The sequence below is a fragment of the Faecalibacterium sp. An58 genome (assembly GCF_002161515.1).
Classification (GTDB): Bacteria; Bacillota; Clostridia; order Oscillospirales; family Ruminococcaceae; genus Faecalibacterium; species Faecalibacterium avium.
In genome coordinates this window covers 349,896-376,495 of the sequence record NZ_NFHX01000001.1, presented here as the reverse complement: position 1 = coordinate 376,495, position 26,600 = coordinate 349,896, and the positions used below count along the sequence as shown (strand labels likewise).

Below are 26,600 nucleotides of genomic sequence, written 5' to 3'. Positions count from 1 at the left end.
GTAGAGTTGATTATATACAGGATTAGCGCAAAATAAAAGGATGACAGCAGACCAAGCTACTGTCACCTTTAATCATTCATTGGTGATATAGGGAAGATTTTCAATATAGGCATTCAGTATGTCAACTGCCGCTTTCTTCTGCTTTGGCGTGAGCTGACTCAACTTGTTGCTCAGTTCGTCATCAGCAACATGGGATGCCGATGCAACAGAATCCCGGATTAACGCATCTGCCGATACACCTAAAACTTCTACAAGCCGGATGAAAGTTTCCAAGCTGGGAGATTTTTTACCTCTTTCAAGATCACCTACATAGTTTGTGGATAGCCCTGCCCTTTCTGCAAACTGTTCCAGTGTCCACCCGTTAGCCTTGCGCTGCTGTCTTAAGCGTTGACCGAAAAGTGATTCCATGATGATCTCTCATTCCATGTGTGTTGATGTAACACTAATAGAATAGCTGCCAGGCAGCATCTTATACACAATCAATCGTGTTGGTCAAACTCTATTTGAGTTGTTTTGTCTGTAATTTTTTTGCTGCCGGACTTCAGAATGTCGTATTTAACTTTCGCACTCAACCGCCACATCTGTTGCGCAGCAAACGCTTTCATGTTATACTTTGTGTAGGAATTATCAACCGGATGAAGGAGGATGCTGTTATGCCACGGCCCAAAGGAAATCAAAAGAAATCCAAAACGAACAAGATGGACTTTGCATCTGCAATGGAATCTAAAATGGCCGAAAAGGCACAGTTGGAGCAAAATATATCCGAAACCCTTGCTGAGATCGAACGATTGAAAGCACAACTCAAGGCGAACCGTAGTTCCCTTAATTCAGTTGAAAAAGCGATCGCCAAACTGGAAACCCAAAAGGCTGAGGCAGATGCGCAAGCTGCTCGGGAAGCTCAGAAGGCTAAACTAGAGTCGGCCATTCAAAATCTTCTCGATGCAGGTGTGAGCATGGATGACATCATCCGTAAGTTAAATGGGTAAATCAAACAAGGTATGTCCTCGTTGTGGCCGAAAGATGAAGCAGCAATTTATTGGGCTTCAGCATTGCAGATGCGGCATGAGCTGGAAACGTGATATTGGTTTTTTTGAGCGCACGAATGATATGGTGTTCTGCCTGGAACGCCGTTATGTAAACGGCAAACCTAAACAACGGCCTGCGATTCGCCGGAATGAAGATGGTTCTGGTGATACTGAATAACGGAATAACGATGGAATAGAATTGGCAAGCGATGCTTCTGGCTATCCACTTTGCCAGAAGCGGCTTGTTGGGGCACTCCCCAATCCCCTGTTGATCGCAGAAGTTCCTTCTGCGGCTACGCGTTTTGCAAACGCTTTTTCCGGCCCTCGCCGTCTATCTTATGTATGGTCCAGGGCCGGACTTGTACGAAAGACAAAAAGAAAAGAGCCGGGTTTAGAGGTTTCACTTCCTCTGAACCCGGCTCTTCATCGTTTGTATAGGAGCATAACGCAGAACATCCAACTCTTTTTCCTGCACTACTCCTGCTGTTTGAGCTTCATATCCCTGCGGATTGTGGTCTTGGCCGCCTTTAACAAATCCGTGAGTATCCGAATTTCATAGTCATCACAATCGTCCAGAAGCTCCTGGACTTCATGCGAGAACACGTCCTTGGAACGAATCACGCTATCACAAAGGAACTCGTCCACTGAAACATCCAGGGCGTTTGCCAACGACACTGCCATCGGCAGGCTCAATTTGGAATTGCCCGTTTCGATGTTGCTCATGTGCGTCACTGACAGCCCGGCCTTCTCCGCCAGCGCCTCCTGCGTCAGATCTGCCCGAATCCTTGCAATCTTGACCCGCTTTCCAATCGCTTTGTAATCCAACTCCATCTATAAGCCCTCATAGTATGGTTTGCTGATCTGGTTTCTCTTATTGTAAAGGACCCTGCATCGTTATATAATAGTCTGTGTAAATAGTTCATTTATACAGTTTAATTTTTCTCAAATTTGTGGGTCGAGTTATCCTTATAACAGCTTTTGCCGATGAGAGGGACACTATGATCTGTACATTTGCAGGGCACCGGGAGATTTTTGGCTTTGACTAATCCCACCTCATGGAGATACTGGAAAGCATCCTGGAATCAGAGCAGGAACTAACCTGTTATGTAGGCGGGATGGGAGAATTTGATTCACTCTGTGCCAATGCGGTCAGGGTTCTCAAGCATCGCCATCCTGAAAAAAACATTTTGCTGATCCTTGTTCTCCCCTATATGAAACAGTCCATAAACACCCACAGAGAATACTATCAAGAACGATACGATGACATCATTATCCCCACTGAGCTTGCAGGAATCCATTATAAGAAGGCCATTACGGCCCGGAATCGCTGGATGGTCGATCAATCAGACTGCCTTGTCTCTATGGTGTGGCGAAACTATGGAGGTGCATATCAGACATTGAAATACGCAGAAAAATGCTCCAAGAGAATTTTTCGTATGGAGCCCAAAGCATAAGAGCTGCACCCGGAGGCTGCAGCTCTTGCGTCAGACAAGTCAAGTGAGAAAAAAATTTTTCAGTTAGTGCCGAAAAATGCCGCTCTAATTCGTTTACATGACAAGAAGAAATCTCTGGCAAAATGCAGCTGTATATGGCACAATAGAAACAGAATCAGTTTACATTCAGACCGCCCTGCCATACGCCATAGCCATACGGAAGGTGATGAAAATGGAATCGAGCTATACCACCGCCCCCTACCTGTTTCAAATCAGCTCCTATGACATCAGCCGCCTTTTGCCCCAGGTGAGCAAAGCACTGGAAACGAGATCGGAGCATCTCTCCCGGGAACGCTACCCCAAAATGTGGCGATACATTGACCGCCTCCCCTCTCCCTCCCAGGGAGCCAAGCGGAGCCGGCTGCGCACTAGGCTGTTCAGCATCCTTTGCCTGGCAGCGGGAATTGTTTTGGTTGTGCCCGGTCTGATGGAACCAAAGGAGCTGCTGGTTCCTCTAGTCGCTGGTGCAGCCGCTGTGGTCCTGGGGGCCTCTGGGTTATTGCGCACCAGAAAGAATCGGGAAAAACCATTTGACCGCTCGGCCCGGCTGCTGCTGGAAGGGAAAGATCAAACCTCGGAAGGTCATGCTCCGGTTGTTTCTTTCTCGGACCAGGGTATGACCTTCTCAGAAAAAGATAAAACGGAGTTTGTACCGTACAGTGACTTTGAATCTGTATGGGAAACAGAAGACACCCTGCTTCTTGTGTTCGGGCAGCGTGTCACCCTTTTACAGAAACAGGATTTGATGAAAGGCACTTTGCCTGGCCTGTCCCGACTGCTCGCTGAAAAAGTCCCGACATATAAGTTGATTGCGCACGGCTGAGGTGCCCTTACTGCGGAAAAGAAATCAAATAGGAGGATATCGCCATGGAAAAAAAGCTGTTCGTACTTGTTTTGATCGCATTGAGTTCCGCCTGTCTTGTACTTGCGCCGCATAACCGTCAGAACGTACCCATGGAAAACAGCCTGATGGAAACAATCCGTTCGGCTCCTGTTGTGAAACTGGAATATGCGGACCAAGCGGATCATCAGCAGGTCTTTGTTGATAACGCAGATTCAACAGCTTCCATCGCAGATATGGACATTCAGAGCTCTCAGAATGGGTTCAGTGAAGAATGGCTCTATCGCTTCACCTACAATCCCCGCGAAAAGGTACGCGGCGGGCAGGAAATCGTCGTGCTTCTCGGCTCAACTTCCATGGAGATTGAGGGAACCACCTTCACCCCTGGAGACGGTGTTGCTTACGATGCAATTCTGGATTGGGCAGAAGGTGTATATGACTTCTATCAAGCCGATTGAGGAAGCTTTCATGAACAAGACTCTTTGCAAAACTATAACCGTTATCCTGACGCTGCTTGCCATTGCCTCCGTGTTGGGCGCTGTAACGATAACCGGCAGCGGCGTCCTGGACCTGAGCAATATTGTCCGGTATTTTCTCATTGGCTTTGCTGTTGTCTTCGACGTAGCAGCCGTACTGACCGGACGATATGGCTGGAAATCTTGACAAGGATCTTTTCCCTTGTTCCCTCATGGAAACAGATATCACCGATTCAAAACAGGAGAGAACGCTCAAATGATTACCGCAATCGTCTCCATTGGCCAAGTGTATGACGCTGAATATTGGCTGGCCGGATGGCTTCTGTGCGCCGCCCTATACTTTGTGTTCTTGCTGATCCAGGAAGTGAATCGGACCAGAACCGGCGCGGTCCATGTTGTCGTTTGGTTTCTGATTTCAGAGGCCCTCACCGATTTGATCTGGGCTGTTGTCTATTATGGCAATCCCGGCTACATCAATTACGGTATTGCTGCTGTCTATGGCTTGCTTCTATGGCCCGTCCTCCTTCTGGCTGCCGGAGCCATCGCATCCGCTCAAAATAGAAAAAGCAACCGATCAGTTTAACTTCAAATGGAATCCAGGTTTCAATACGAAAGGAGTGTCCTACATGATTGATTTTCTGTCTGACATGATTCTCAGTAACCTTTTATTCTCTCTGCATGAAAAACATCCGGTTCTTTATGCTGTGGTAATGGGCTGTATCTTGGCCCTGTTCGCAGGAATTGCCGTTTTCGTCGGCTCACCAGTAAAGGGAACCTTTATGGTGGTGTTTACCCTGCTGATGACTGTTCTGTTTGTGTACGGCCTCCGCAAGAATACCAAATCCTCCCGCCCCACCTGGAACTCCTGGTTTGACAAGCACCGTTAAAACAGATTGGAGCTTTTTATGAAGCAATGGACTTTTGGAAAACAGATTGGCCTGGGAATGATTCTGCTGTGTGTCTGCGGCATCCTGGCCGCTGTGCTGCACAATAGCATTTTTCTCAATCTGGCCTGGATTCTCTACGGCCTGCTGTTTGTGATCCATCCCGTCTACCCGGAACAGGCAAAGTTCCGCTACGGTGAAGAAGGTGCCCAAAAGATTGCCCGCATGGCCGGCCTTATCTGCATCGCCATTGGACTGATTACCCAGTTCGGAATATAATCTCCTGCTGCGGAAAAGATGAATTCCGAATTCTTTTCTCTAAAGACGGACAGAGAGGTTCTGGATATGGAACGCCACCATAACAACAAATGGAATCGTCACCTTTGTAAAATAGCAGCCATATATGGATTTATATGGGCGGCCCTTGCGATTTCCTTCTGGTTTTTTATAACAATTCTCAAATGGCAATGCTCCATGTGATTGTGGTACAGTATGTCTCTTTGCCCATCATCATTTTTGTTTTCTCCATCATTATAGGTATACAGCGTTTACCCTTACGGCTCGCCTGGATCACACCAGTCCTCTTTTCCATTACATACTTGCTCTACAGCTTATTGACACTCTCACTTGCACAATTTGTCCTCGCAGGTGTCGCATCGTTTCCCGATATCGTCGATTTTATTGCCGCCATTCTCCTTTCAACCATTGGTATGCTGATCGGTACAGGGGCGGGAAAGCTGTGCAAAAAGGAATGAGCGCCTACCTATGCAGCCAGTCCCATCCATGTAACCGAGCAGAATGCGACAGGAAGGGGTCGTGTAATATGAAAAAGAAAACAACCGTCCTTATTGCAATCATCACCATCCTCATTTTGGCGGCAGCTGCATGGTTTTTCGGATACCACAACCGAAAAAGCACCGACAACTTACCAAGCCTTGCTGCCATCGCCCAAATGGAAGAAGCTGAGGTGAATCGGATTGTATGCGGCTACCGCAGGGGGCAGTTAGCCGAAGTTTGGGGCAGCCCTGATGAAAGCAGCCCCATGGAAGATATTTGGACGATCAAGGACAACATTACACTTACCGTCAATTACCACAACAATGATGACAAAGCCGTCATCTGTGGCCTGTCCAATCAGTAGAACCAGGAAGGACAATCGCATGGAATTCGTGTTAAATTTTTCTCTGAATTACATTGTATTGACGGCGGCGGGCTGTGTGTTCGTGATACTCCTTATTGTGCTGCTTGCAAAAAGAAAGTCACTGTCCAAAATCGCCAAACATAGCATCACCGTTTTGATGATCGTCCTTATCATCTATTTTTCATTTATTATTTGGATCACGATTGCTGCTGGAAGAAATCAGCCAGCAAATCCCCCTTCTCCTTTGCCTTCTCTATCCTATATTTACGGGAGGATACTGTGAAAAAGAATATCTTTGCCGCGCTGACGGCATTCTTTCTTCTGGCCGGCCTGACGGCCTGCAAAGCCAAAACGCCCCAGGATCTTGCATCGGAAGCCCTGAGCCTGGACCTTTCAGCCGGCAGCGAGGTTTCCTCTTATGATACCCACAGCGGCAACGGCGACGGAACATCCTGTATTGTTCTTTCCTTCCAGGATGATACCGTTTTGGAACAGGTTCAGGCCAGCGATGCCTGGCATCCTCTCCCGGTGGACCAGACCACCCAGGTTCTTGTCTACGGCTTATCGGAGGAAACCGGTGATGCCTCCTGGCAGATCGGCCCTTTTCTGACGGATGACAGCGGCAATCCGCTGGTGCCGGCGGTTCAAAACGGATACTATGTTCTCCTGGATCGGCAGGCTGAAGGCGGCAAAGCCCCTGGGTCTGACATCCTGGACCGCGGCTCCTTCAATTTTACCTTTGGCCTCTATGACACCGACACAGACACCCTTTACTGCTGCGAGCTGGACACCTGATGGGCCTGAAAACTGGCCGCTGCTGCCCTGCGGGGAGGTTTTGGAATGATTGTCTATCTGCAAATGATCGACACCCCGGAGGATCGGTCCAAATTTGAGCAGCTGTACCTGGAATACAGGGGGCTGATGTTTCATGCGGCCAACCAGATCCTCCACAATGAACAGGACGCCGAGGACGCGGTACATCAGGCGTTCCTGAGCATTGCCCAGCATATCCAGAACATTGACCAGCCCATTTCTCCCAAAACCCGGTGCTATGTTGTCACCATCACCGAGAACAAGGCCATTGACCAGTACCGCCGCCGGCAAAAGCATCCCACCGTGGAACTGCAGGAGGAACTTGCTGGGGTCCCGGTTTCTTACGATGGAGAAAATCTTCTGGCGGCCTGTATCCTGAAGCTCCCCGCCCGGTACCGGGAAATGATCTTGCTGCGGTATCATCAGGGCTACAGCGTCAAAGAGGCGGCAGCCCTGATGGGCTTGTCCTTTTCCGCAGCTTCCAGCCTGGATTATCGGGCCAAGCGCAAGCTGAAAGAACTCTATGAAAAGGAGAACGCCCTATGCTGACCGACGAAATGCTCTGCACAGCTGCTGCCGAAGCCGACAGCGCCCTTTGCAATTCTCTCCTGGCCACCATGGGACAGGAGCACGTCTTTTCCGCCCGGTTTGAGCGCCGGATGAACCGGCTGCTTCACAGGGCGCGGCACCCGGTCTTATACCCGCTGCTGCAGCGGGCCGCCTGCTTCCTGCTGCTGGTCATCCTGGCCGGCACCACATGGCTCACCGTGGATGTCCAGGCACGGGCTGCCTTCTTTGCCTGGGTCCGGCAGCAATACGAATCCTTTACCGAATATCGCTTTGTGGCATCTGCGCCGGATTCCCTTGACCTCTCCATTCCCGAACCTGCATGGGTTCCCGAGGGTTTTGAAAAGCAAAAGCAAACCATCACTGACACCACCTCCATGATGGTTTACACCGACAGCGATGGCCGGATGATCTCCTTCATCTATTCCCGCGGGGCAGACGCCACCAGCCTGTTCCTGCTCCCCCAGGATGCTGTGATGCAAACGGTTTCGGTGAACGGACAGGACGCCGATTTCTACCTGGAAAGCGACCCGGAATCCGCCAACGCTCTGGTCTGGCTCTCCGCCTCCGGCGACACCATCTACTGCCTCACCGCTCCCCTGCCGGCATCCACACTAATTCAGATTGCGGAAAGCATCCCCGCTTGATCTCATTGAAACACAAAGGAGGTAATCACTATGAGAAAACTGCTATTGGCACTGGCCGTCACCCTAGGACTACTTCTAAGCATTTTTCTGGCTGCCTGCGCCCGGACGGTGTACATCGAACTGCCCTTTGAGCCGGCAGATCTGGACAAGGTTGAGATGTTCCGCTTTCAGAATCCAGCACAAGCCCAGAAAAAAATCATCACTGATCCTGTAGACATGAAAAGCCTATGCGACCTGCTGGAAAGCATTTCCCTGAAGGACAAGAAAACCGAACCTGTTGCCGGTGGCTCTGTGACCAGCTTCCGGTTCCATTGCACCGACGGCAAGACCTATGAAGTTGTTTATTCTGCCATCGCTGTGAAATCCGGGCGGATTAAAATGACCGACTGGGAAACGGACTATTTCACCTCCGCCGACCTGGGAGCCTGCTGGAACAACTACGACTATCCGGTCACAGACGTAGCTGAGAGCGAGCTGCCAGCGCTCTACTGAGCTGCTTGGTGCCGTAAAAACAGGCTGTCCTTTCCCTGCAAGGAGGAAACACGATGAAGAAACTGCTTTTTGGCATGATGCTGTTTTGTTCTGGTTCCCTTTCAGCTGCCATGCTGCTGGCCGGCTCCATGGCAAATGATTGGACGCTGAACGGCCAGTCCTCTGCTCTGTGGAATATCTCCCGGTACGGCCTTCTGCCTGCCCTGTACACCTTCCTGGGACTGACCCTTCTAGGACTGGTGATTGCTGTATGGGGCTTGTTTGACCCTGAAAAATGAACCAACACGTTTGCTTATGGCAGGTTTATATGCAAAAACGTAAACAGGAAATTAACTTCAAGGTGTTCTGAACACAGGAGGCTGAATAATATGCAAAAACGCGGCCTTATAATGGTTGCCTGTGTGGTTCTCCTGGCAGCTATCGTCTATATTGGGATGCACTTCTTTCCCAGCAGCCCGGAGGGCTATATAGATATAGTCGAAGTTGGAGAAATAGAAAAGTACACGGAGAAAGAACTTCAGGATAAAATGTTGGCCAGTACCGTATTAATATTGACGAGAAATGGGGCAAATCAAATAAGATTGAAAGTAACGCAGACACGGATGTCTATGAATTCGATGATATTTCGTACAAGATCATTTTAACATTCGATGGAAATGGACAGGTAATTGATTTAGAGCGCATCAAAAAACAATAGAACTGTTTGTCACATCAGTTAGAGTAAGGAGCACCGACAAACAGTACAAGCAGGCAGCGGCTTTTTAAGACAAAGCCGCTGTTTTTATGTGCATTTTTTAATAAGATTCATGGTCACCTGTGACAAAAATAAAAGCCGGACGCAGGGGCATACAGCCCCCACGTCCGGCGGTTTCTGTTTCTGATCTCAGTCGCGGTCAGTCTGACGATCTTTCTCCTTGTCTTTTTCCTTGTCCTGGTTCATAATCCGGTCCACGTTGGCCTTCACCGTCAGCAGTTCCCGCATCTCATCGCGGGCGCGGCGGTACTCCGAGTAGAGCTTTCTCTTTTCGGCCAACAGTTCCTGATACTCTGTGCTCAGCTCCTTGACCTTGGGCAACTTCTTCAGTTTCCGTTTGTCAAAGGCTGCTTTGGCAGCCTTGTGGAGCAGGATGTCTCCCTCATGCTCGGCCAGGAACTTTTTGCTGTACCCGGCTTTCCGGTAAGCCTCATATACCTCTCGGGTCTTGGCATAGTTGATGATCTGCGTTCGCAGCTCTGCAATCTCGGTCATCCGGTTTTCCGCCGCCTTGATCCGGGCGGCCAACGCATCATAGCGGGCCGTGGCAGAGGATGCCTTTTCTTTCAGGACCGCATAGTCCATCAGGTTATGCTCCGACAGATACATCATGGTCTGGGCCATCTGCTTCAAGTTGAACATCTTGGCCCAGTTGGCGTACCCCATGCCCTTCCCTGCCTGGAGTTTTGCCTGAATATCTACCAGTAGGTTGATCTTGGGGGGTGCCGGTACAGCGGCAACAGACTTTTTGCGCGGCGTGTGCTCTTTCTCCCCGGACAGAACTGCAGCCACATCCTCCTGGGTGTAGCCTTTGCCCAAGCTGCTCATGCGGGCCGGCTTTTTCCAGCCAGGGGCACAGAGGGTGATGTTCTTCCCTCTCTGGCCAACCGTGCAGCCCGACTGTTCCAGCTCCTTCAGAAAGGCCGGCATATCTGCCGGTTTTCTGGCCAATGCTTCGTCGATTGCAGTGCGCAGCAGCTCCCGGTGAGACGGCTTGGCCTGATCGCCCAGCCATTTGTTGTAGCTCTTTCCATGGGGCTTTGGATTCTCCACGATGGAGTATCCGTTCTCAATGCAGATGGTGTCGCTGAGCCGCCGCACCGCCCGGGTGCTGCCCCAGAAATTGCGGAATTTCCGGTCGCAGTCCAGGTTAACTGCACTCCAAATGATGTGATTATGAACATGGGCCTTGTCGATATGGGTGCAGACAATGAAAGCGTGATTGCCTTTGGTGAACCGCCGCGCCATCTCCACGCCGAGGCGGTTTGCCTCCTCCGCTGTGATCTCTCCCGGCACAAAGGATTGCCGCAGGTGATAGGCAATCACATCATCCTTGCCCCGTACCCTGCCCGTGGCTGCTGTATACTGCCGCTTGGCCAACAGGAACTCGGCGTCCGCAGTCCGGCTGTCACAGGCATAGCTGGTGACAAGCCTGCCGTCATCCGTCTTTTCCGGGTTCTTTACATACCCGATGATATCCCGGATGGCGCGTTTTACGGTTCGGCCCTTCCCGGTGTGCAGCGGCATGATGCGGGTGGTGGCCACTTTTCTCCCCTCCTTTCAAAGGAGCAGCTAGAGATGCTGTCCTCTTGTTCCTTCAGAATATGAGATAATCCTTTTTCTTTTTTGTTTGGCATATCGCAATGTTGTCGCCGCCCCACCCCAATCATGAAGAACATAGGCTACGACTACATCTGCTGACTGTACCATCCAGCGATTCCTATGCAGAATCGCAAAGCGGCGCGGTATCTTTTCAAGTTCTGGATATACAGAACCATCATAACCCACAGCATCCTGTCTGCCGTTCAGGTATGCCAGGACAAGAATCAGTTCAATCGAGGGATGATTTTTCTTTTCCTTGCGCAGAACAGATGCAGCCAATCCATCGAAAGCGCCGTATCCGCCAAGGTAAAAAGTTGTCGCTCCCTGTTCAATCAGACTATGGATCACGGTTTGCAGCCATTCCTCAACTTCTGTGGTCTGCGCAATTTCCCTGTGGCCGCAAAATGTTACGATCATCCTAAACCCTCCCTTTCTGTCTGCATCATGTTCCCGGCTCAAAGCTATTAGCTTATACCATATAGTCTAACAGACACTATCAAAAGTCTCAATCATAATGTAGTCTAAAAGTACATAGAATGACTTCTAATAGCTTACAGGCAGGTATACAGCATGGGACAGAACCAGTTGGGAAAGCGCATCAATACAGTCAGAAAAGATCGGGGGCTTACTTCAGACAAGCTTTCAGAACTCTGCAACATCAATGCAACCTATCTCCGACAGATCGAAGGCGGAACTAAAATGCCAAGTCTGCCGGTCTTCATCGACATCTGCAAGGCACTTCGTATTTCACCAGACTATCTGCTGCAGGATGAACTGACAGAGAACGAGATCAGTACCATTCGTGAAGTGGAAAAGCTCTGGAAGGACGCTCCCCCGCAAAAGCAGGAACTTGTCCTAACCATGATAAAGGCAGTCCTGGAACACACAGAGCAGTAAAATAGCCAGCTGGCGAAAACCGGCTGGCTTCTTTTTATTTTATCCAAAACTCTTAAAAGGCGGCCTGTAATTTCAGGCCGCCCTATTCCGTATTAAATTCATTCCGTACTGTTCTCCCGACTACAGCGGAAGATAGCGAATCTCACAGTCCGCCTGGGACTGGGCATACATAATGGTGTTCCTTGTTCCTCCCGGAGTTCCATTATACGCCGCAATCACCAGTGATGAGTGATCGACCATCCAGATATTGCGCGTCTGGAACACGTCCGTTGAATAACCGGGACAGATATAGACTACTTCGTCCGCCTTTTGGATAATCCGGCAAAACCGTTCTGTCCAATCACTTTCCCACCGCATTCCAAATCCTCTGAATGGAACCGCACAGACTAGCCGGACCTGGGGATGCTGCAAAACCAGTTCAGCTCCCCAGATGTCCACACCCTTGGCCATTCCAGAGATAAAGGTTGTATAGCCTTCCTGGATTGCATTCTGAATTGCTGCTTCAAGTTGTGAGATGACAGCCTGCTCCGAGATTCTCAGCTTTTCCGGGCGGTGTCCAGTAAAACAACAGGTGTGTTTTCTCATTCCCAATTTGCTCATCACAGCCACCTTTTTCAGCTTGTACAGTGCATCGAGGAAAGCGCATCCTGATATAGAATAAAATCACTTCCTCGCTCCTATATTCATTATACTATATTGTGATTATATCCACAATATGCAGCTTCCCGCAGCCACCCTATAATTGAGTTGATAACATTTGGGGAAGATGGTAGGCCGCATGATTGATTTCAGCCCATTGTGGGAGACAATGCGAAAACGCAATGTCACGCAATACCAGCTCTTGAAGAACGGCATCGACAACAAAACGCTCGATGCCCTCAAAAAGAACAAGAACATTACCCTGCTTACACTGGAAAAACTTTGTGACATCATCGGATGTACCCCCAACGATATCGTATCTTTCAAAAAGTAAGGCTGCCGAGAGAGAATCCCGACAGCCTTTTTTCATCCATAGACATTTTCCTGGATCAGATACCGAAGTCCTTGAATCCTGTCCAACAACCATAACGCAGCGGTAGGCAGCCCAAAAGGACTTGCCAAAAAGGCCAGAACCAGGTAAATGATGCCGCCCGTCACAGACGAACTGAGAAACAGGAGCACCGAACAAACGCAAAGGAGCAGGCTGACCAGTCCCAGAACCGCACCAGATACACACACCAGCCAGGTGCAAAACCAGACAAACAGGGCCAGAATGGCTACGACAGGGGCTGCTGCAATTTTCAGCAAAAGCTTAAAGATCGAGAACAGAGCAGTCATTTTCAGGGCCTCCTTCGTTGTTTTCTGTATTGATTGTCTCAAATCCCTGCCCAAAAGGCAAGGATGTCAACCAATAAAAAAACAGGGAGAGACGATGCCAACCGCACCGCCTCTCCCCTTTTTCTTATGAGATATTTGCCAGCTGTGTCAAGATCGTATGCACTCCTTCCCAAATCTCCTCCTGACGCCTGGAGAGGTCAGCTAAATCTTCCTGATAGACGCGGCCGGTGGAATTGACCCTTCGGACAAGCTGATTGAGGTTGTTGCTGCTGCGCCGCAGGAGAGACAGCAGTTCTTTCAGCTCCGGCAGATCGAGTTTGACGGCATAGCCGTCCAAAGCCATCTTCCGCAGATAGGCTTCCCGGTTGAAAACACCCAGCTGCCCCATCTTTTCCTCGATCTGTTTCAGCTCCTCGGCTGTCACCCGGAAGTTGAGCTGGATGTTCCGTTTCCGCTTGGGGACAGTCATCTTTCCGGCTCCCGCTTCTTTGGAGGCGCTGCCCTGGTCTTACCGGCGGTCGGCTCCTGTTTGAGCTGCTGGATCACCGACGGCTTTTCCTTCTCCCGTTCCCGAACCAGGTCCCGGACCTGATCCACAAACAGATTGACGAGTCCGGGATGGCTGTCCACCACCCAATGGGAGCGCCGGTTTCCATCCTCGCTGCCCTCCGGCATGGGCACCGTCTGTGCCCACGCTTTATTCTCACCGGAAATGCGGGCATCCCAGTCCTTGTCCTGCACTGTTGCAGCAAGGACAGTCTGAACCCGCTCGGGTCCAAACTTGTCCAGAACTTCCTGTGCCGCTGCTTTGGCGTCCAGCCGGTTTTCCTTATAATGAGCGCCAATCGCCGCTTCAATGGCTTCTTTACACTGGGCGTTGATCCGATCGGAATTACGATATGGTGCCGGTTCACCATGTTCCTGCCTACGGGCGGAACTGTGCCAGTAGAGTGACTCTTTTGCCTGTCCCTGCACGGCCTGGACCTGCTCTGCCCGGTTCTCAAAGCAGGCCCAGACTTCCTCCATTTGGCTGTTCCCCATCTTCTCATATTGATGAAAAAGGTCTTTCAGCACGTCAGGACAGGCCAGCAGGGCGGCGGCCTGGTCGTTGGTCAGGCTGTTGTACTCCAAAGACATCAGGAAGTTCTCTCGTACCGTATACTCGTAGCTGCAATCCAGGATTTTCGCAGGCGGCTGTGTCAGCAGCCAGTCCTTGTACTGCTCCTGCTCTGCAAACATTTTCTCATAAAGGGCTGTGTTCAGTTCCGCGTTGGTCATCGGGCATCCACCTCCTTTTCATGGGTTTTGGGTTTGGTGACAGAGGGCTTGCTGGCAGCAGTGGCTTTCAGTTCGGCCAGCACCGAAGGCCGGGCACTCTTGGCCATTACCTGTTCAGGCTGGGGCTGCCCCTTGCCGTCCAGATTCAGGGCGGTATCCAGTTCCACGAGACGGGCCGATTTGACCCGCAGGTCATCCTCATAGGGGAAAATCTTTCCCGCTTCCTCCTTGGCTGCGGCCTGCTGCTGATACAAATTGTCCAGTTTCGCTTTGGTCGCTTCCAGACGATAGGGCATCTGGGCAAGTGCGTTCTCGATACGGGTAAGATTGCCGCGGGGATCGGTGCCAAGACTTACCCGATGGGTCATTTGGCCTTTCAGCATCAGGGTAACTTCCTGCTTCCACGCATCAAACGCTGCCGACATGGCAAAGCCCCGGTAGCTGCCGAGCTGCACCGGGTCAGTGCCCTTCAGCTCCTTGCAGAAATCCAGCAGAGCAGCGCCCGCCTTCTCCTTGTCATCCAGCACAGTGCCCCGAATTTCCATCCCGGCAAACCCATCCTTCGGGTGAGGGTGAGCCGCCAGCGTTTCCATATCTGCCTCAAATCCCTGAATGAATCCCTTGTGCTTTTCAATCTCCTGGGGATAGAATTTCAGCAGCTGATCTTCCAGCCGATACTGCTTGCTCTTGTGATCGGCCTTCATCAGCTTGAGCTTGGAGACCTCCACATCCAGGTCCATCCGTTCTTTGATTCGGGGATCACCGGCACACAGGGCCTTGATCTCCGCAAAGGAGAGTGCCGTTTCATCCACATCATCGCAGGAGCGCACCGGGCTTTTACTGCTCATGATCTGGCTGATGAACTTCTGCTTGTTCTCCACCGTCTGCCAGAGGTAAGCGTCAAAGGTTCCCTCTGTCACATAGCGGTACACATGGACAAGCGGATTCTTGTTGCCCTGACGTTCGATACGGCCCTTGCGCTGGGCAAGGTCTCCCGGACGCCACGGGCAATCCAGGTCATGCAGAGCCACCAGCCGGTCCTGCACGTTGGTTCCTGCTCCCATTTTGGCGGTACTGCCCAGCAGGACACGCACCTGACCGGTGCGCACCTTGGCGAACAGTTCCTTTTTCCGCACCTCGGTGTTGGCATCGTGAATAAAGGCAATCTGTTCAGCGGGCATCCCGCGGGCGATCAGCTTTTGCCGGATATCCTCATAGACCGTAAATGCCGGCTTTGCATCAGTCAGCGGCACTGCCTGCTCCAGCGAGTGAAGGACAGGATTGTCCACCGCCTTGGCTGCCTTTTTGGACGGGGCTGCCTGGGGCGTCGAGATATCGCAGAACACCAGCTGGGTCAGCTTGTCGGCCTGGCCATCCTGCCAGATCTGCATGATGTTGTCCACGCACTGGTTGACCTTGGTGCCGGATTCGTCCGGCAGCAGCTGGTTGATGATCCGCTGGTCCAACCCCAGCTTCCGGCCATCGCTGGTGATCTTGAGCATATTGTCCTGAGAGGGGTCCACCGTGCCGCTGTGAACCAGAGAGGCACGTTCAGAGAGTGCCTTCACCATTTCCTGCTGCTGCTCGGTGGGCTGGGCCACCACGTTGTGGTACTCCACTTCCGGCGTGGGCAGATGGAGCTGGTCGGCGGTTTTGATATCGGCAACTTCCCGGAACAGGTTCATCAGCTCGGGAAGATTGAAGAACTTGCTGAACCTCGTTCTCGCTCGATATCCAGTTCCTTCAGGGGCAAGCTCCAAAGCTGTGACTGTCTCCCCAAATCGGCTGGCCCAGCAGTCGAAGTGGGTCATGTTCAGCTCCTGCAGGCGGTCATACTGAAGATACCGCTGCATGGTGTAGAGCTCGGTCATGCTGTTGGACACAGGGGTGCCAGTGGCAAAAACCACGCCTCGGCTCCCAGTGATTTCATCCATATAACGGCATTTGGCAAACATATCGCTGGATTTCTGGGCGTCACTGGTGGAAAGGCCGGCTACATTCCGCATTTTCGTGTATAAAAAGAGGTTCTTATAATTATGCGCTTCATCGACAAATAAGCGGTCCACGCCCAGCTGTTCAAAGGTCACCACATCATCCTTGCGGCCCTCGGCCTGGAGTTTTTCCAGCCGGGCTTCCAGAGATTTTCTGGTACGTTCCAGCTGCTTGATGGTGAAACGCTCGCCGCCGTTGGACTTCACCTCTGCGATGCCCTCGGTGATCTCATCAATCTGCTCCTGAAGCAGCCGCTCCTGCCGCTCCTGGCTGATGGGGATACGCTCAAACTGGCTGTGGCCGATGATAACGGCATCGTAGTCGCCGGTGGCAATCCGGCTGCAAAACTTTTTCCGGTTGTGGGATTCAAAATCCTTCTTGGTTGTCACCAGAATCTTTGCAGAGGGATAGAGCCGCAGGAACTCGGAAGCCCACTGTTCCGTCAGGTGGTTGGGCACCACAAAGAGGGATTTCTGACACAAGCCCAGGCGCTTACTCTCCATGGCGGCGGCCACCATCTCGAAGGTCTTGCCCGCACCCACTTCGTGGGCCAGCAGGGTATTCCCGCCGTACAGCACATGGGCAATCGCCCCCAGCTGGTGTTCCCGCAGGGTGATGGCAGGGTTCATGCCGCCGAAAGTGATATGGGAGCCGTCATATTCACGGGGACGGGTGGCGTTCATCTCCTCGTTGTACTGCCGCACCAGGGCCTGGCGGCGGGTCGGGTCCTGCCAAATCCAGTCCTTGAAGGCATCCCGGATGGCCTGCTGCTTTTGCGCGGCCAGGGTGGTTTCCTTGGCATTCAGCACACGTTTTTCTCTGCCGTCCACATCTTCAATGGTGTCGTAGATGCGGATGTCCCGCAGATTCAGCGCATCCTCCAGCAGCCGATAAGCATTGGCCCGGTCGGTGCCGTAGGTGGTGTAGGCTGCCACATCATTCCGGGACGGGTAGTTTTTCCCTGTGATCTGCCACTCCGCGGTGTACGAAGAATAGTTTACCTGAATACTACCGTGCCGCATATAAAACGGTGTGTCAAACGTCTCGTACATGAACTGCTGGATATACTTTTTGTCGATCCAGGTGGCGCCCAGGCGCACCTCGATCTCCGAGGCATCCAGGTCCTTGGGCTGGGCAGCGGCCAGGGCTTCCACGTTGATGGCAATGGACGGGTCCTGCTGTGCTGCCAGCTGCGCCTGCCGCAGTTTCTTGCGCACATTGCCGGACAGATACTCGTCAGCGGTCACATAGCGGGGCTGTTCTCCCTCCGGCACCGGCTCGGGCAGACGGAAGATCACGCCTTTCAGCTCCTCAGCCAGCTCGTCACGGGGCTTGCCGGTGAGCTGCTCCATATACTCCATATCCACACAGGCTTTTTCGGAAATGGATACGGCCAGCGCCTCGCTGGCCGTGTCCACAGATGTCACAGCCTTGTGGGGCTTGATGGTCCGCTTGGAGAACATATCGGCCTTGCTTTTCAGTTTGCCGTTCTCGTCGATCACTTCCAGTGCGCAGAGCAGGTAGTAGCTGGAATCATCGGCAAAGGCCAGCCGATTTGCCCGGTCATTGATTAGACCGTACTTGGCAGAGAAGTCATCGTAGAGCCGGTTCAGCTCTGCTTGCTTTTCCTGAATGTCGCTGTCCGGCACAGCGGCATCCATCTGCAGTTCGATCAACTCCTGGACACAACCCCGCAGGCCGACCATTCCCTTCACACGGGCTTCGGCGGTGGCGTTCAGCTCCGGGCGCACCATCCGGCTGTTCTCCCGGAAATAGACCGTTCCATCCAATACCGCGTAGGAGTAGTTTTTCACATTGGGATCAGCCGGGATAGAGGTTTCAATGGCCTCTCCCTCCCCCAGGTCCGGCAGCTCTGCCTCCTGGTAGGTGCCGTGAATCTGATTCACGGCCTCCTTCAGCTGTTCTCCCAGGTCTGCACCTTCCAGGGGCAGCACGGTACTTTCCTCCCGGCCATACTGGGTGCTCTCGGTGGTCAGTTCTCCCAGAACCATCTCAGGATGGTCCACAAAATACTGGTTGATGGAGATGCCGCTCTCGGTTTGACCCAGCTGTACCCAGTCAGGTTCCCGGTCGATGGGCCGATCACGTTTTTGCAGGAAGATGATATCGGACACCACATCGGTGCCGGCATTGGCACGGAACGCATTGTTGGGCAGCCGGATGGCCCCCAGCAGGTCGGCCCTCTCGGCCAAATACTTGCGGGCGGCGGAATCCTTGGAATCCATCGTGTATCGGCTGGTGACAAAGGCCACCACGCCGCCCGGCCTCACCTGGTCAAGAGCTTTGGCAAAGAAATAGTTGTGGATGGAGAAACCGAGGTTGTTGTAGGCTTTGTCGTTGACCTTGTAGTTGCCAAATGGCACATTGCCGATGGCAAGATCGTAGAAGTCCTGCTGCATGGTGGTCTCAAAGCCCGCCACCGTGATGTTGGCCTCCGGGTAGAGCTTTTGAGCAATACGGCCCGAAATGCTGTCCAGCTCCACGCCATACAGCTTGCTTCCCGCCATACTCTCGGGGAGCATCCCGAAGAAGTTGCCCACGCCGCAGGAAGGTTCCAGGATGTTGCCAGTCTGGAAGCCCATCTTCTCCACTGCGTCATAGATGGCGTGAATGACGGTGGGGCTGGTGTAGTGGGCGTTCAGGGTGCTGGCCCGGGCAGCGGCATATTCCTCGGGAGAGAGCAGTTCCTTCAACCGGACGTACTCCTTGGCCCAGCCGTCCTTGTCCGGGTCAAAGGCATCTGCCAGGCCGCCCCACCCGACGTACTGGGACAGGGTTTCCTGTTCTTCCGGGGTGGCGTTCCGGTTTTCAGACTCCAGCGTTTGCAGGGTGCGGATGGCCTCCACATTGCGGGCAAACTTCTGTTTGGGACCGCCCTCCCCCAGGTGGCTGTCGGAGATGCGGAAGTTCCGGGCGGGAGGCGCAGGCGTTTCTTGTTCGTGAGACTCAATGGGCGGCTCGATGTGGAGTTTTTCGACCACTACATCATAGGGCAGATTTGTTTCCTCTGCCGGGTAGGCTGCCACCGGTTCCGTCACAAAGGTGGGCTGGGCGGTCAGCTGCGCCCTGCGGGTCTCGATCTGGCTCCAAAGTGCATCCTGCTGCGCATCGCTCAGATTCAGGTTTTCGGCCCACCGGTAATCCAGTGTCACTACTTCAAGGGCGTCTGCATCCGCCGCGTGTTCGATGGATTTGCTCCAGTAGTCAAACTCCACCGCTCTGGCCAGTACATCCTCCAACTTTTCCAGCTCCGGGCGGGACATCTTCTTCCAGATATCGTCCTTCTGGCTCTGGATGGTAAAGCCTTCGCCATCATCGTGCTGGGAGACGGTGTAGACCAGCGTGTCCGGCACCCCGTTGATCTTGCAGGATAGATGATACTCCTTTTCCCGAGAGATCGCGGAATAGCTGCTGCTTTCCACCTGGATGTCGGTCACGTCCTCCGCCGTCAAGGGCTTCTCAGGTTTGGCCGGGGCCGCTTCCTGTTCCAGGTACTGACGGATTGCGGCAATCGACTCCGAGCGGAAGATGGGGAAACCGGTGGCCTCGGCAAAGGTCACATCCCGCAGGCTGACGCGCTCTAAATCCAAGTCCACCTGATCCACCATGAACCGGCGGTCATCCAGGTCAAAAGCGGTTTCGCCCGGAATCAGATTCTGACGGGCATACTCTGCATCGGACAGGGCTTCCGGTTCCGGCTCCTCCGGTGCATCAACGACAGGTCCTGCGGCTGCCTGCTCGGCGTCCTCGACCACCTGCCGAATAAAGGGATCGTTGTCCAGCTTTTCAGGTTCCACCACCTGGCCTTTTACGATACCTCGATCAGCCAGGGTTTCCCGGATCGAAACAGGGTCCACATCATCCAGGTTATCCCGCTCGACTTGGGTGTAAAAACGGTCCTCTTTGATGAGCTGGGCAATCCGCCGCTGAACTTTGGGCCAGGGCAGCTCTGTCCTGACCGGACTTCCGGGACGGACTGTAAACGGGGTTTTACCATCACTGCCGTCATACTCATGGGCCAGCCATGCAGCGGTGTCTTTTTCGCGTGCATGGTTTTTCATATAGCGGACAACAGCGTGCTTACTCTCGATTTTGCCATTCCAGTTCTGGATGGCCTTGTCAATGTCTGCATCCGAGAGGGGGTGCAGCAGCTCATAGAGCTTGGGATAGGTCTCGTCGATAATTTCCTGCGTTATGCGCTTCCGAAATTCTGGGATATAGGCATAGAGGTGGAGCAATTCCTGGTTGCCAGATGACAAAACAGCCCGCTGGATGGCCGCCCGGCCTTCAATTACCGCGCGTTCTCGGTCGCCGTCGCTGCAAACATTCCCGTATCTGGCATCCCGGGCGACCGCCTCCAGCACAATGGGCTTGTATCGCTCGTGTAATTCCCGGATGGTTGCATTTTGAATTGCTTCCTCATCCGGGAACGCCCGGAATCCATCTGCGCCAAACTCAGCCTCGTGGGCATCAATGGCCTGCTCTGCTTCGTGGTCGATGGAGAGGATGGTATATTCCCGGCGCTGGGCGCTGCCCTTCTGCTGGGCGGAAACCGTCACATCGTGCTTGTCGCGCAACCGTTCCACAGTTTGTTCCAACTGGGTCGCTGGAAATCCGCACATCTCCACCCGGCCTCCGCCCGGAATGGAGCGGCTGAAAAGGTTCAGGTTCAGCTCTGCAGCGGCAGTGCGGGCATCTTCGCCGTACAACTCGAAGAAGTCTCCCATCTGGTAAAGGACCAGATCATCCGGGTGGCGTTCCTTGACGCCGTTGTAGTCCCACACACCTAGGTCAGGCCGTTCCGCTTCGTCCAGATACTTGCCGGCAGCAATCAGCACGCCGATTCTCTTTGCCGCATCAGACCAGGAAAACCGCTGTTCCTGTCCCTCGGGATAGGAGCGCAGCTGGATGCCGCGGGCATTGTATTCCAGAAAACCGTGGCTGCCATCCAGGAAAGTCCAGGTCTGCCCTCCGATGCCGTACTCGTTTTTCAAAAACTCGGCCCGTTCTTTGGGGGTGTGGTTTTCCGCAAAATAAGCCGCAATCCGTTCTTTGCCCTGGGCAAAGCCGCTGCCGCTGGCCAGGGCCAGCGCAATATCCTCCCCAGAAAAAGAAAAAGCGGAGACTTTTTCGGTCTCCGCTCGTCGGTCGATCTGTTCGATTTGCTCCGCTTCACTGGGGAAAAAACTCAGCTGTTGATGAGTTCCGCCATCAGGATTTCCTCGGCCTGTGCCTTGCAGGTGTTCATCAGGCCCACCCACTGCATCGGATCGCGGGCTTTCAGCTCCTCCGTCGCTCCCGCTTCCTTCGCCAGCTGAGGCATCATCTGTTCCAGACGGCTGTTCGCTGTCTTGTCGATCTCCAGCAGGTGCGGGTACAGCTTCTCGCTCATCAGCAGCTGATTGTAAATCAGGGGCCGGTGCTCCTTCAGGTACGCTTTCCGCATCCGTCCGTACTTGCCCAGGGGCTCCGACGGCTGTTCGCTCAAGGTCAGGTTCGGAATCAGGTAGTCGCCGTTGCGGGTGTAAGTCAGATTGTTCTCCATGGTTCATGCTCCTTTCTGCGGTATGCTCTCGCTCATAGTTTCGGATGGTGACGCCAATCTGCCGCAGTACCTGCTCGCTGGACTGGCTGACCGCCTCTCCCAGGGCACCAATGGTGGCCGGACTATTGAAGTCGGAGATTGTGATGAAATCTTCGCGGTCAAAGTAGCGTTCCGGTTCCAGGCCACAGCGGGACATCAGGGCGTAGGAGATGCTGACGGTGGTGGCTGCCTTGAATTGCATCTCGATGTTATAATCATCGTACTCCTCCAGGAACGAATCGTCAACGATGTGGAAGAAGTCCCGCCGATGATCCTCCCAATATGCCCCGGCTAATTTTCCAGCCACGTCGATGATCTGCTGGGGAAGATCGTCTCCAGATGCTCCATAGCTGCGCTCCAGCATGGCGGATACCGGTCCTTTGTGCTGTTCCTCCAGCTGCCACAGCCAGGGGGTGCGGGAATGCTCACGGGTTCCGGTGTCCGAAATGTCGAACACATAGCGCAGCCGGGGACGGTCGCCGGTATCGTCCACCAGAGCAATGCCCTTGGACCCGCGCCGCACATACCGCCCCATCTTGTCATTCCAAAGGTCGTACTCGGCACAGGCGGTGGCGTCCGGCCTCTGGGCATAGATCATCATTTGATCCTGGAACGTGTACTTGTAGAGGCGGGCAGCCGTGGTAAGAAAACCCGTCCACTCCTGCCAGCTATCGGTGAGTTTGGCTGCTACCTGTTCGGCCATCTGCGCATACATTTCCGCCTTGGTTGGCATGGTTTTCGGTCCTCCTTTCCTGTTTCATAAAAAATGGAGCGGCCATAAAGCCGCTCCATCTCGTTGTGTGCCTACTCGTCGAAATCCGGGTACAGTTCCAGTTTTGCAAACTCCTCATCGCTCATGGCACGGAGTTTTTCGAGGGTGTGGTCTGTCAGTTCCCGCAGCTCCTTTTCCTCCGGTGTAAGATGGCCGCGCATCTCGGTCAGAACTTGGATCAGCAGTTCCCTGTTGCCTCCGTTGTAAATGCACATGAGATTGGTCTCGTCAAAGGTGAAATCCTGCATATCACATCTCCCTTTCTGCGCTCCTTTTAGGCGCTGTCTTTTTGTGTTTGGTTCTGGGTTTGGCCTGCAGCTGTTCCCTTACGGACTTCTTCTTTTCCTGTTCCTGCGGATCTTTGTCTTGCGGCTCTTTGGGGCCGTTGTTGATGATGCCGTCAATCATGCCGTAATCATCTTCCACCGACATTTCCGCATTTTTCAGCGGATTGCCCGGAAGGAATCCGGGGATCTGCTCAAAGCCAATGCTGTCACAGTAATAACATGATAACCTGCCGCCCTGCCTGATTGCAACGATGTCGCTGACACTCATGGACGGGCTGTGAAAGTCTGCCGGCTTTTGCAAATTGAACTGCTCGTACAGCCTGCCCAACTGCTCCGACGTACTGCCGGGACTGGTCAGCGGAGCCGTGTAAACCAGGTCATAGTTGCTGTGCTCCACTTCCTGCCCGCTGGCCTTGAGCCGTTCCAGCCCTTCATAGCGGATGTCCCTTAGACCGTCCGTTTGTTTGAGTTGATAGATGGCAAAACAGTCGCCCCCAAAGTCGAGGAAGGCCCGCTCCCGTTCTTCCTGATGGTTCATTCGGTCTTGAACCCGGCCATGAAATTCCGAGGTTTTCTCCCATTCATCGCGGGACAGTGCAAAGATGCCGTCATGGGCGTCAAGTTCGGCAACATCAAAGGCCATCTCCGGTTTTTCTCCATCCTGGATGATATACACGGTCAGGTCCCGCTCCATCAGCTCGTTGGCCCGCTCTTTTGACAGGGGCAGAAGGTCGCTGTCCAGGCAGCTGCACTTTGCCAGTTCTTCCTCGGACAGCGCCGGGTCCGGCATGGGATATTCGTCCAGTGCCTGTTCTTTGGCACCGGGGAACTGGGCCGCACTCTGCTGGCTGGCAGTCTCCTGCAGCGTTTCGATCATGGACAGCGGTGCATACCGGATGGACTTGTCGCCCATCCCGAGGTCATCGCAGATATGACCGATGGCTTCGGCCCGGCCCATACTGGGGCTATCCAGCTGGCCGCTGTTCATCGGCTCCATGGTCGCCGCATCGTAGAGCGTGTAGTCCCATCCGGCACCATGGGGCTGAACATGGAGATACGCAACATCATCCAGGATCAGCAGAGCCTCACGCTGTTCGGCCCCGGGCGGAGCGTTTTGGATGCTGTGGGAAATCCGTTCTGCTTTTGTTTCCGGCACCAGCTGATTCAAACGGTCCAGCAGCAGGGCGGCCTTCTCGGTCATTTCCCCGGGATCGTCCTCATCGACGATGTTCTGGAGCCAGTTCCGCGTCCCGCCGGCTTCGCCGCTGCGCAGTGTGATTGTCAGTTCTTTCAGCGCATCCTCACGGTCGTCCACGGTATCGTGGTACTCATACGGATCGTAGTCAAAGGCAAACTCGTCGATGTCCTCAGCCAGCACTTCGATGGGGTCACGTTCCTGCTTCGGCGCGGCAGCCAAGTCAATGCCGCGCTCCTTGCAGATCTCCTTGTAGTTGCGCTCGATGTTGTCAATCAGCTCGCCGGAAGTCTTGTTGATGGTCTCCAGGCTGGCCCGCAGCTCTTTCAGCTCCTTGCCCTCGGACCAGGATGCAATATAGCCAAAGCTGTTTTCGCCGGTCTGGATGCCGAAATACTGACAGACCGCATAGGAGATGCTTTCTGCCTCCACTTCCTCGGTGTTGCGATTCTTGGCGGCCTGCTTCACTGCCGTCCGATCTTCCTCCACTTCCAACCGCCACTCGAACTGATTTTCGTCCACATAGCGCCATCCATCTTCGGCGGCGGCCTGTTCTGCCTCTGCTTCGGTGGCAAAGTCCAAACGATAGTCCTTTTTGGTGCCGCCCTCGCTCACCATGACAATCTTCCAGGCAGGTTCTGCCTCATACTTTTTGGGGTCATGGAGCTTGCTGTGTGCCACCTCATGGACGGCGGCAGAGATGGTCTGCACCTCGCTCATCCCTTCCCGGATGGCGATTCGCTGCTGATCGGAGGAGAAATAGCCGTCCAGATTGGCATTCAGCGTCTCAAACTCGATGGGGACCGGAGCGGAGCGCCGCAGGGCTTCCAGAAATGCCTCATAGTGCGGCACTGTGCCGGAAAGTTTGGATGCCAGTTCCGGCAGGGGCTTACCGTCTGTCTGGCTTACATCGAACACTTTGACCGGGCGGAACATGGGGATTTCGATTTCCCTTTCCTCCATGACTGCCTTGCCGTCTGCATCCAGGATCGGAGCCTGGGTGTCCGGGTCCCGCTTCATCTCCTCGATCCGCTTTTTATACGGCGTGGGAGCGATGATGGTAATGCCATGCTCTCCCTTTTTCACATGGCGGCCAAACTGGTTTTTCCATTTGTTGTACCCTGCCACCAGAGTGGCGTCAGGACGCTGCATATAAATCAGCATGGTGTTGTTGACGGAATAGCGGTGAAACTTGGACATGACAGACAGATAGTGCGCATATTTCTCACTCTCGAACAGGTTCTTGATGCCCTGCTCGATGCCTGCCGTGATTTCCTGCAGCCTCTCCCGGCTGGTGGGTTTGTCGGCCATGATTTCCACGCTCCTTTCCATAGCTGTGATTTCTGACTGGTGTTCAGCAATCCACAGCTTTTGTTCTTCTTTGCTGTACGCCTGAAAGGTGTCCAGCAGATACCCTACATAGCTTTTCTTCTGAATGGCTTCTGTGAAGCGGGGATGCAGCCGCTCCTCCGGTGTTTTGGGTGGATAGTCTCTTTCCCACCTTTGAAGCAGCTGGTAGTAGTCGGTCAGGACACGAACACTGTGGTCCCGGGCCTCCCTGAATTTCTGCCCCTCCGTTTTTTGCCGGACATACTTTTTTCCAGAGGAAGTCTGTCTGTCATGGTTCAGCCCAAAGTCCTGGGCCAGCTTTTCTGCAGCTTCCCTGGGGGACAGGTCATAGAGGCGGGCCGTGAAGTCAATCACATCGCCGGTAGCCCCACAGCCAAAGCAGTAGAAGTAATCCTCATTTACTTTCATGCTGGGGGTATGGTCATCGTGAAACGGACAACAAGCCATGCCGCTTCGGTTAACCTCAATTCCGTAGAGTTCTGCCGCCTCCCGGACCAGGATGGATTGCCGGACGGTTGCAAAGATGTTTTCAGCCATGTTCACTCACCGGCGGTCCTTTGAGCAAAAAAGAAGGCAGGGAGCGATGCTTCCCTGCCTTTCGGACGTGATAAAAAGTCACATTTCATGCTCCTTTGTTTTCCCCCGATGCGGTGCTTTCGGGGTGGGTTCTGTCTTGCTGCCGGTTTCTTTCAGATCTCTCAAGACTGATTTCCTCAGCATCGGTTTGAGCGGGTGTTTCCACCGGGCAAAAGCCATATCTTTAGGACCACAAAAGCCCCCGTAGGCATCTCGTTCATAGCTGCGGACCCGGTCAAAACCCAGGTCCTTCCGCATCTGCTTCAGGATGCCCATAACTTCGGGACTCTGGTTCACGGCATCCATCCGAGTGTAATCGTCCACCAGGTAGTTTTTGCCCTGTCGGACCTGGAGCAGGTCGGCAGCGCTGGGCGGGTCCTCCCGCTGGACGCCAAAGGTCAGACGGGCCGCCGACAGGTCCTCGCTGTTATAGGGTTCAGAGCGCAGCTCCTGAAACCGGGCTGCCGCCTGCTCGTAGGTGTCATAGAACTCGATGGGTGTATGGGGTTTGCTCCCTGCTGCTCCCGTCCAGGTGGCAAGGTCCGGGATGATATAGCACTGCCACTTGCTGTCTTTTTCCTCTGCCATAAGCCCTC

32 protein-coding genes are annotated in these 26,600 nt (G+C 53.4%); 20 read left to right on the top strand and 12 right to left on the bottom strand.

The window, feature by feature from the left end; translation table 11 throughout:
• Window positions 1-72: 72 nt before the first annotated feature.
• Window positions 73-408: a helix-turn-helix domain-containing protein gene (locus B5G12_RS01960; protein WP_087323384.1), complete on the bottom strand. Its 336-nt coding sequence runs from the start codon at window positions 406-408 to the stop codon at window positions 73-75.
• Between the two features lie 245 nt (window positions 409-653).
• On the opposite strand from B5G12_RS01960, the gene B5G12_RS01955 reads away from it, so the two are divergent.
• Window positions 654-986: a hypothetical protein gene (locus B5G12_RS01955; protein WP_087323382.1), complete on the top strand. Its 333-nt coding sequence runs from the start codon at window positions 654-656 to the stop codon at window positions 984-986.
• Window positions 987-1,020: 34 nt separating this feature from the next.
• On the top strand, window positions 1,021-1,203 hold the full coding sequence (locus B5G12_RS01950; RefSeq protein ID WP_242955895.1) for a hypothetical protein: 183 nt from the start codon (window positions 1,021-1,023) through the stop codon (window positions 1,201-1,203).
• A 296-nt stretch (window positions 1,204-1,499) separates the two neighbouring features.
• Here B5G12_RS01950 and B5G12_RS01945 read toward each other — a convergent pair whose 3' ends face one another.
• Window positions 1,500-1,856, bottom strand: coding sequence for a helix-turn-helix domain-containing protein (locus B5G12_RS01945; protein ID WP_087323380.1), 357 nt, complete (start codon window positions 1,854-1,856; stop codon window positions 1,500-1,502).
• 224 nt (window positions 1,857-2,080) lie between these two features.
• Between B5G12_RS01945 and B5G12_RS01940 the strand changes: the two genes are divergently transcribed.
• The 16 genes from B5G12_RS01940 (at window position 2,081) to B5G12_RS01865 (ending at window position 9,023) form a co-directional block, all read left to right on the top strand.
• Window positions 2,081-2,479, top strand: coding sequence for a DUF1273 domain-containing protein (locus B5G12_RS01940; RefSeq protein ID WP_204245642.1), 399 nt, complete (start codon window positions 2,081-2,083; stop codon window positions 2,477-2,479).
• A 211-nt stretch (window positions 2,480-2,690) separates the two neighbouring features.
• On the top strand, window positions 2,691-3,341 hold the full coding sequence (locus B5G12_RS01935) for a YcxB family protein (protein WP_087323378.1): 651 nt from the start codon (window positions 2,691-2,693) through the stop codon (window positions 3,339-3,341).
• 44 nt (window positions 3,342-3,385) lie between these two features.
• Window positions 3,386-3,817, top strand: coding sequence for a hypothetical protein (locus tag B5G12_RS01930; RefSeq protein WP_087323376.1), 432 nt, complete (start codon window positions 3,386-3,388; stop codon window positions 3,815-3,817).
• Complete coding sequence (locus tag B5G12_RS01925) at window positions 3,795-4,022, top strand: hypothetical protein (RefSeq protein WP_144064080.1); 228 nt, start codon at window positions 3,795-3,797, stop codon at window positions 4,020-4,022. The genes B5G12_RS01930 and B5G12_RS01925 overlap by 23 nt, the downstream gene beginning before the upstream one ends.
• 69 nt (window positions 4,023-4,091) lie before the next feature.
• Window positions 4,092-4,418 (top strand): hypothetical protein, encoded by a 327-nt coding sequence (locus B5G12_RS01920; protein WP_087323372.1) that lies wholly within the window; start codon window positions 4,092-4,094, stop codon window positions 4,416-4,418.
• 43 nt (window positions 4,419-4,461) lie between these two features.
• Window positions 4,462-4,722 (top strand): hypothetical protein, encoded by a 261-nt coding sequence (locus tag B5G12_RS01915; protein ID WP_087323370.1) that lies wholly within the window; start codon window positions 4,462-4,464, stop codon window positions 4,720-4,722.
• An 18-nt stretch (window positions 4,723-4,740) separates the two neighbouring features.
• Window positions 4,741-4,998, top strand: coding sequence for a hypothetical protein (locus B5G12_RS01910; protein ID WP_087323368.1), 258 nt, complete (start codon window positions 4,741-4,743; stop codon window positions 4,996-4,998).
• Window positions 4,999-5,180: 182 nt separating this feature from the next.
• Window positions 5,181-5,474, top strand: coding sequence for a hypothetical protein (locus B5G12_RS01905; protein ID WP_144064079.1), 294 nt, complete (start codon window positions 5,181-5,183; stop codon window positions 5,472-5,474).
• 68 nt (window positions 5,475-5,542) lie between these two features.
• Complete coding sequence (locus tag B5G12_RS01900) at window positions 5,543-5,860, top strand: hypothetical protein (RefSeq protein ID WP_087323363.1); 318 nt, start codon at window positions 5,543-5,545, stop codon at window positions 5,858-5,860.
• Between the two features lie 19 nt (window positions 5,861-5,879).
• Entirely contained in the window at window positions 5,880-6,143 is a 264-nt protein-coding gene (locus B5G12_RS01895) for a hypothetical protein (RefSeq protein ID WP_087323361.1), read from the top strand.
• Entirely contained in the window at window positions 6,140-6,655 is a 516-nt protein-coding gene (locus tag B5G12_RS01890) for a hypothetical protein (RefSeq protein ID WP_087323359.1), read from the top strand. Before B5G12_RS01895 ends, B5G12_RS01890 begins: the two co-directional genes overlap by 4 nt.
• A 45-nt stretch (window positions 6,656-6,700) precedes the next feature.
• Entirely contained in the window at window positions 6,701-7,222 is a 522-nt protein-coding gene (locus B5G12_RS01885) for an RNA polymerase sigma factor (protein WP_087323357.1), read from the top strand.
• Complete coding sequence (locus B5G12_RS01880; protein ID WP_087323355.1) at window positions 7,216-7,887, top strand: DUF4367 domain-containing protein; 672 nt, start codon at window positions 7,216-7,218, stop codon at window positions 7,885-7,887. The genes B5G12_RS01885 and B5G12_RS01880 overlap by 7 nt, the downstream gene beginning before the upstream one ends.
• Window positions 7,888-7,917: 30 nt before the next feature.
• Window positions 7,918-8,379, top strand: coding sequence for a hypothetical protein (locus B5G12_RS01875; protein WP_087323353.1), 462 nt, complete (start codon window positions 7,918-7,920; stop codon window positions 8,377-8,379).
• A gap of 53 nt (window positions 8,380-8,432) precedes the next feature.
• Window positions 8,433-8,657, top strand: coding sequence for a hypothetical protein (locus B5G12_RS01870; protein WP_087323351.1), 225 nt, complete (start codon window positions 8,433-8,435; stop codon window positions 8,655-8,657).
• Between the two features lie 90 nt (window positions 8,658-8,747).
• Window positions 8,748-9,023 carry a hypothetical protein gene (locus B5G12_RS01865; protein WP_087323349.1) on the top strand — a complete coding sequence of 92 codons (276 nt, stop codon included), beginning with the start codon at window positions 8,748-8,750 and terminating at the stop codon, window positions 9,021-9,023.
• Window positions 9,024-9,262: 239 nt separating this feature from the next.
• On the opposite strand, the gene B5G12_RS01860 is transcribed toward B5G12_RS01865, so the two are convergent.
• A complete protein-coding gene (locus tag B5G12_RS01860) occupies window positions 9,263-10,678 on the bottom strand; it encodes a relaxase/mobilization nuclease domain-containing protein (protein ID WP_087323347.1) in 1,416 nt (471 codons plus the stop codon).
• A 27-nt stretch (window positions 10,679-10,705) separates the two neighbouring features.
• Window positions 10,706-11,152: a hypothetical protein gene (locus tag B5G12_RS01855; RefSeq protein ID WP_087323345.1), complete on the bottom strand. Its 447-nt coding sequence runs from the start codon at window positions 11,150-11,152 to the stop codon at window positions 10,706-10,708.
• Window positions 11,153-11,305: 153 nt separating this feature from the next.
• On the opposite strand from B5G12_RS01855, the gene B5G12_RS01850 reads away from it, so the two are divergent.
• Window positions 11,306-11,632, top strand: a complete 327-nt coding sequence (locus tag B5G12_RS01850; protein WP_087323343.1) for a helix-turn-helix domain-containing protein — start codon at window positions 11,306-11,308, stop codon at window positions 11,630-11,632.
• Window positions 11,633-11,752: 120 nt separating this feature from the next.
• Here the strand turns inward: B5G12_RS01850 and B5G12_RS01845 are convergent, their stop codons facing one another.
• The gene (locus tag B5G12_RS01845; protein WP_087323341.1) at window positions 11,753-12,232 is read right to left on the bottom strand and encodes an SLOG family protein; all 480 of its coding nucleotides are present in this window, start codon (window positions 12,230-12,232) and stop codon (window positions 11,753-11,755) included.
• 208 nt (window positions 12,233-12,440) lie between these two features.
• Here B5G12_RS01845 and B5G12_RS01840 point away from each other — a divergent pair, with 208 nt between their 5' ends.
• A complete protein-coding gene (locus tag B5G12_RS01840) occupies window positions 12,441-12,605 on the top strand; it encodes a helix-turn-helix domain-containing protein (protein ID WP_242955894.1) in 165 nt (54 codons plus the stop codon).
• 32 nt (window positions 12,606-12,637) lie between these two features.
• On the opposite strand, the gene B5G12_RS01835 is transcribed toward B5G12_RS01840, so the two are convergent.
• The 7 genes from B5G12_RS01835 to B5G12_RS01805 form a co-directional block, all read right to left on the bottom strand.
• Window positions 12,638-12,949 (bottom strand): CD1845 family protein, encoded by a 312-nt coding sequence (locus tag B5G12_RS01835; protein ID WP_087323336.1) that lies wholly within the window; start codon window positions 12,947-12,949, stop codon window positions 12,638-12,640.
• 124 nt (window positions 12,950-13,073) lie between these two features.
• A complete protein-coding gene (locus tag B5G12_RS01830) occupies window positions 13,074-13,418 on the bottom strand; it encodes a plasmid mobilization protein (RefSeq protein WP_087323332.1) in 345 nt (114 codons plus the stop codon).
• The gene (locus B5G12_RS01825; RefSeq protein WP_087323330.1) at window positions 13,415-14,227 is read right to left on the bottom strand and encodes a DUF3849 domain-containing protein; all 813 of its coding nucleotides are present in this window, start codon (window positions 14,225-14,227) and stop codon (window positions 13,415-13,417) included. The genes B5G12_RS01830 and B5G12_RS01825 overlap by 4 nt, the downstream gene beginning before the upstream one ends.
• The gene (locus B5G12_RS01820) at window positions 14,224-22,557 is read right to left on the bottom strand and encodes a helicase-like domain-containing protein (RefSeq protein WP_087323328.1); all 8,334 of its coding nucleotides are present in this window, start codon (window positions 22,555-22,557) and stop codon (window positions 14,224-14,226) included. The genes B5G12_RS01825 and B5G12_RS01820 overlap by 4 nt, the downstream gene beginning before the upstream one ends.
• Before the next feature lie 71 nt (window positions 22,558-22,628).
• A complete protein-coding gene (locus tag B5G12_RS01815; RefSeq protein ID WP_087323326.1) occupies window positions 22,629-22,844 on the bottom strand; it encodes a transposon-transfer assisting family protein in 216 nt (71 codons plus the stop codon).
• Between the two features lies 1 nt (window position 22,845).
• A complete protein-coding gene (locus B5G12_RS01810; protein WP_087323546.1) occupies window positions 22,846-25,965 on the bottom strand; it encodes a YodL domain-containing protein in 3,120 nt (1,039 codons plus the stop codon).
• A gap of 78 nt (window positions 25,966-26,043) precedes the next feature.
• A complete protein-coding gene (locus B5G12_RS01805; protein WP_087323323.1) occupies window positions 26,044-26,592 on the bottom strand; it encodes a hypothetical protein in 549 nt (182 codons plus the stop codon).
• Between the last annotated feature and the right edge of the window lie 8 nt (window positions 26,593-26,600).

Coding starts and splice junctions, on each gene's coding strand:
- B5G12_RS01865 (WP_087323349.1), top strand. CDS start 8,748: ATGCAAAAACGCGGCCTTATAATGGTTGCCTGTGTGGTTCTCCTGGCA.
- B5G12_RS01915 (WP_087323370.1), top strand. CDS start 4,462: ATGATTGATTTTCTGTCTGACATGATTCTCAGTAACCTTTTATTCTCT.
- B5G12_RS01825 (WP_087323330.1), bottom strand. CDS start 14,227: ATGACCAACGCGGAACTGAACACAGCCCTTTATGAGAAAATGTTTGCA.
- B5G12_RS01875 (WP_087323353.1), top strand. CDS start 7,918: ATGAGAAAACTGCTATTGGCACTGGCCGTCACCCTAGGACTACTTCTA.
- B5G12_RS01910 (WP_087323368.1), top strand. CDS start 4,741: ATGAAGCAATGGACTTTTGGAAAACAGATTGGCCTGGGAATGATTCTG.
- B5G12_RS01930 (WP_087323376.1), top strand. CDS start 3,386: ATGGAAAAAAAGCTGTTCGTACTTGTTTTGATCGCATTGAGTTCCGCC.
- B5G12_RS01845 (WP_087323341.1), bottom strand. CDS start 12,232: ATGAGCAAATTGGGAATGAGAAAACACACCTGTTGTTTTACTGGACAC.
- B5G12_RS01835 (WP_087323336.1), bottom strand. CDS start 12,949: ATGACTGCTCTGTTCTCGATCTTTAAGCTTTTGCTGAAAATTGCAGCA.
- B5G12_RS01885 (WP_087323357.1), top strand. CDS start 6,701: ATGATTGTCTATCTGCAAATGATCGACACCCCGGAGGATCGGTCCAAA.
- B5G12_RS01805 (WP_087323323.1), bottom strand. CDS start 26,592: ATGGCAGAGGAAAAAGACAGCAAGTGGCAGTGCTATATCATCCCGGAC.
- B5G12_RS01905 (WP_144064079.1), top strand. CDS start 5,181: ATGGCAATGCTCCATGTGATTGTGGTACAGTATGTCTCTTTGCCCATC.
- B5G12_RS01925 (WP_144064080.1), top strand. CDS start 3,795: ATGACTTCTATCAAGCCGATTGAGGAAGCTTTCATGAACAAGACTCTT.
- B5G12_RS01895 (WP_087323361.1), top strand. CDS start 5,880: ATGGAATTCGTGTTAAATTTTTCTCTGAATTACATTGTATTGACGGCG.
- B5G12_RS01820 (WP_087323328.1), bottom strand. CDS start 22,557: ATGCCAACCAAGGCGGAAATGTATGCGCAGATGGCCGAACAGGTAGCA.
- B5G12_RS01935 (WP_087323378.1), top strand. CDS start 2,691: ATGGAATCGAGCTATACCACCGCCCCCTACCTGTTTCAAATCAGCTCC.
- B5G12_RS01815 (WP_087323326.1), bottom strand. CDS start 22,844: ATGCAGGATTTCACCTTTGACGAGACCAATCTCATGTGCATTTACAAC.
- B5G12_RS01920 (WP_087323372.1), top strand. CDS start 4,092: ATGATTACCGCAATCGTCTCCATTGGCCAAGTGTATGACGCTGAATAT.
- B5G12_RS01940 (WP_204245642.1), top strand. CDS start 2,081: ATGGAGATACTGGAAAGCATCCTGGAATCAGAGCAGGAACTAACCTGT.
- B5G12_RS01950 (WP_242955895.1), top strand. CDS start 1,021: ATGAAGCAGCAATTTATTGGGCTTCAGCATTGCAGATGCGGCATGAGC.
- B5G12_RS01870 (WP_087323351.1), top strand. CDS start 8,433: ATGAAGAAACTGCTTTTTGGCATGATGCTGTTTTGTTCTGGTTCCCTT.
- B5G12_RS01960 (WP_087323384.1), bottom strand. CDS start 408: ATGGAATCACTTTTCGGTCAACGCTTAAGACAGCAGCGCAAGGCTAAC.
- B5G12_RS01955 (WP_087323382.1), top strand. CDS start 654: ATGCCACGGCCCAAAGGAAATCAAAAGAAATCCAAAACGAACAAGATG.
- B5G12_RS01810 (WP_087323546.1), bottom strand. CDS start 25,965: ATGGCTGAAAACATCTTTGCAACCGTCCGGCAATCCATCCTGGTCCGG.
- B5G12_RS01830 (WP_087323332.1), bottom strand. CDS start 13,418: ATGACTGTCCCCAAGCGGAAACGGAACATCCAGCTCAACTTCCGGGTG.
- B5G12_RS01840 (WP_242955894.1), top strand. CDS start 12,441: ATGCGAAAACGCAATGTCACGCAATACCAGCTCTTGAAGAACGGCATC.
- B5G12_RS01855 (WP_087323345.1), bottom strand. CDS start 11,152: ATGATCGTAACATTTTGCGGCCACAGGGAAATTGCGCAGACCACAGAA.
- B5G12_RS01880 (WP_087323355.1), top strand. CDS start 7,216: ATGCTGACCGACGAAATGCTCTGCACAGCTGCTGCCGAAGCCGACAGC.
- B5G12_RS01945 (WP_087323380.1), bottom strand. CDS start 1,856: ATGGAGTTGGATTACAAAGCGATTGGAAAGCGGGTCAAGATTGCAAGG.
- B5G12_RS01900 (WP_087323363.1), top strand. CDS start 5,543: ATGAAAAAGAAAACAACCGTCCTTATTGCAATCATCACCATCCTCATT.
- B5G12_RS01850 (WP_087323343.1), top strand. CDS start 11,306: ATGGGACAGAACCAGTTGGGAAAGCGCATCAATACAGTCAGAAAAGAT.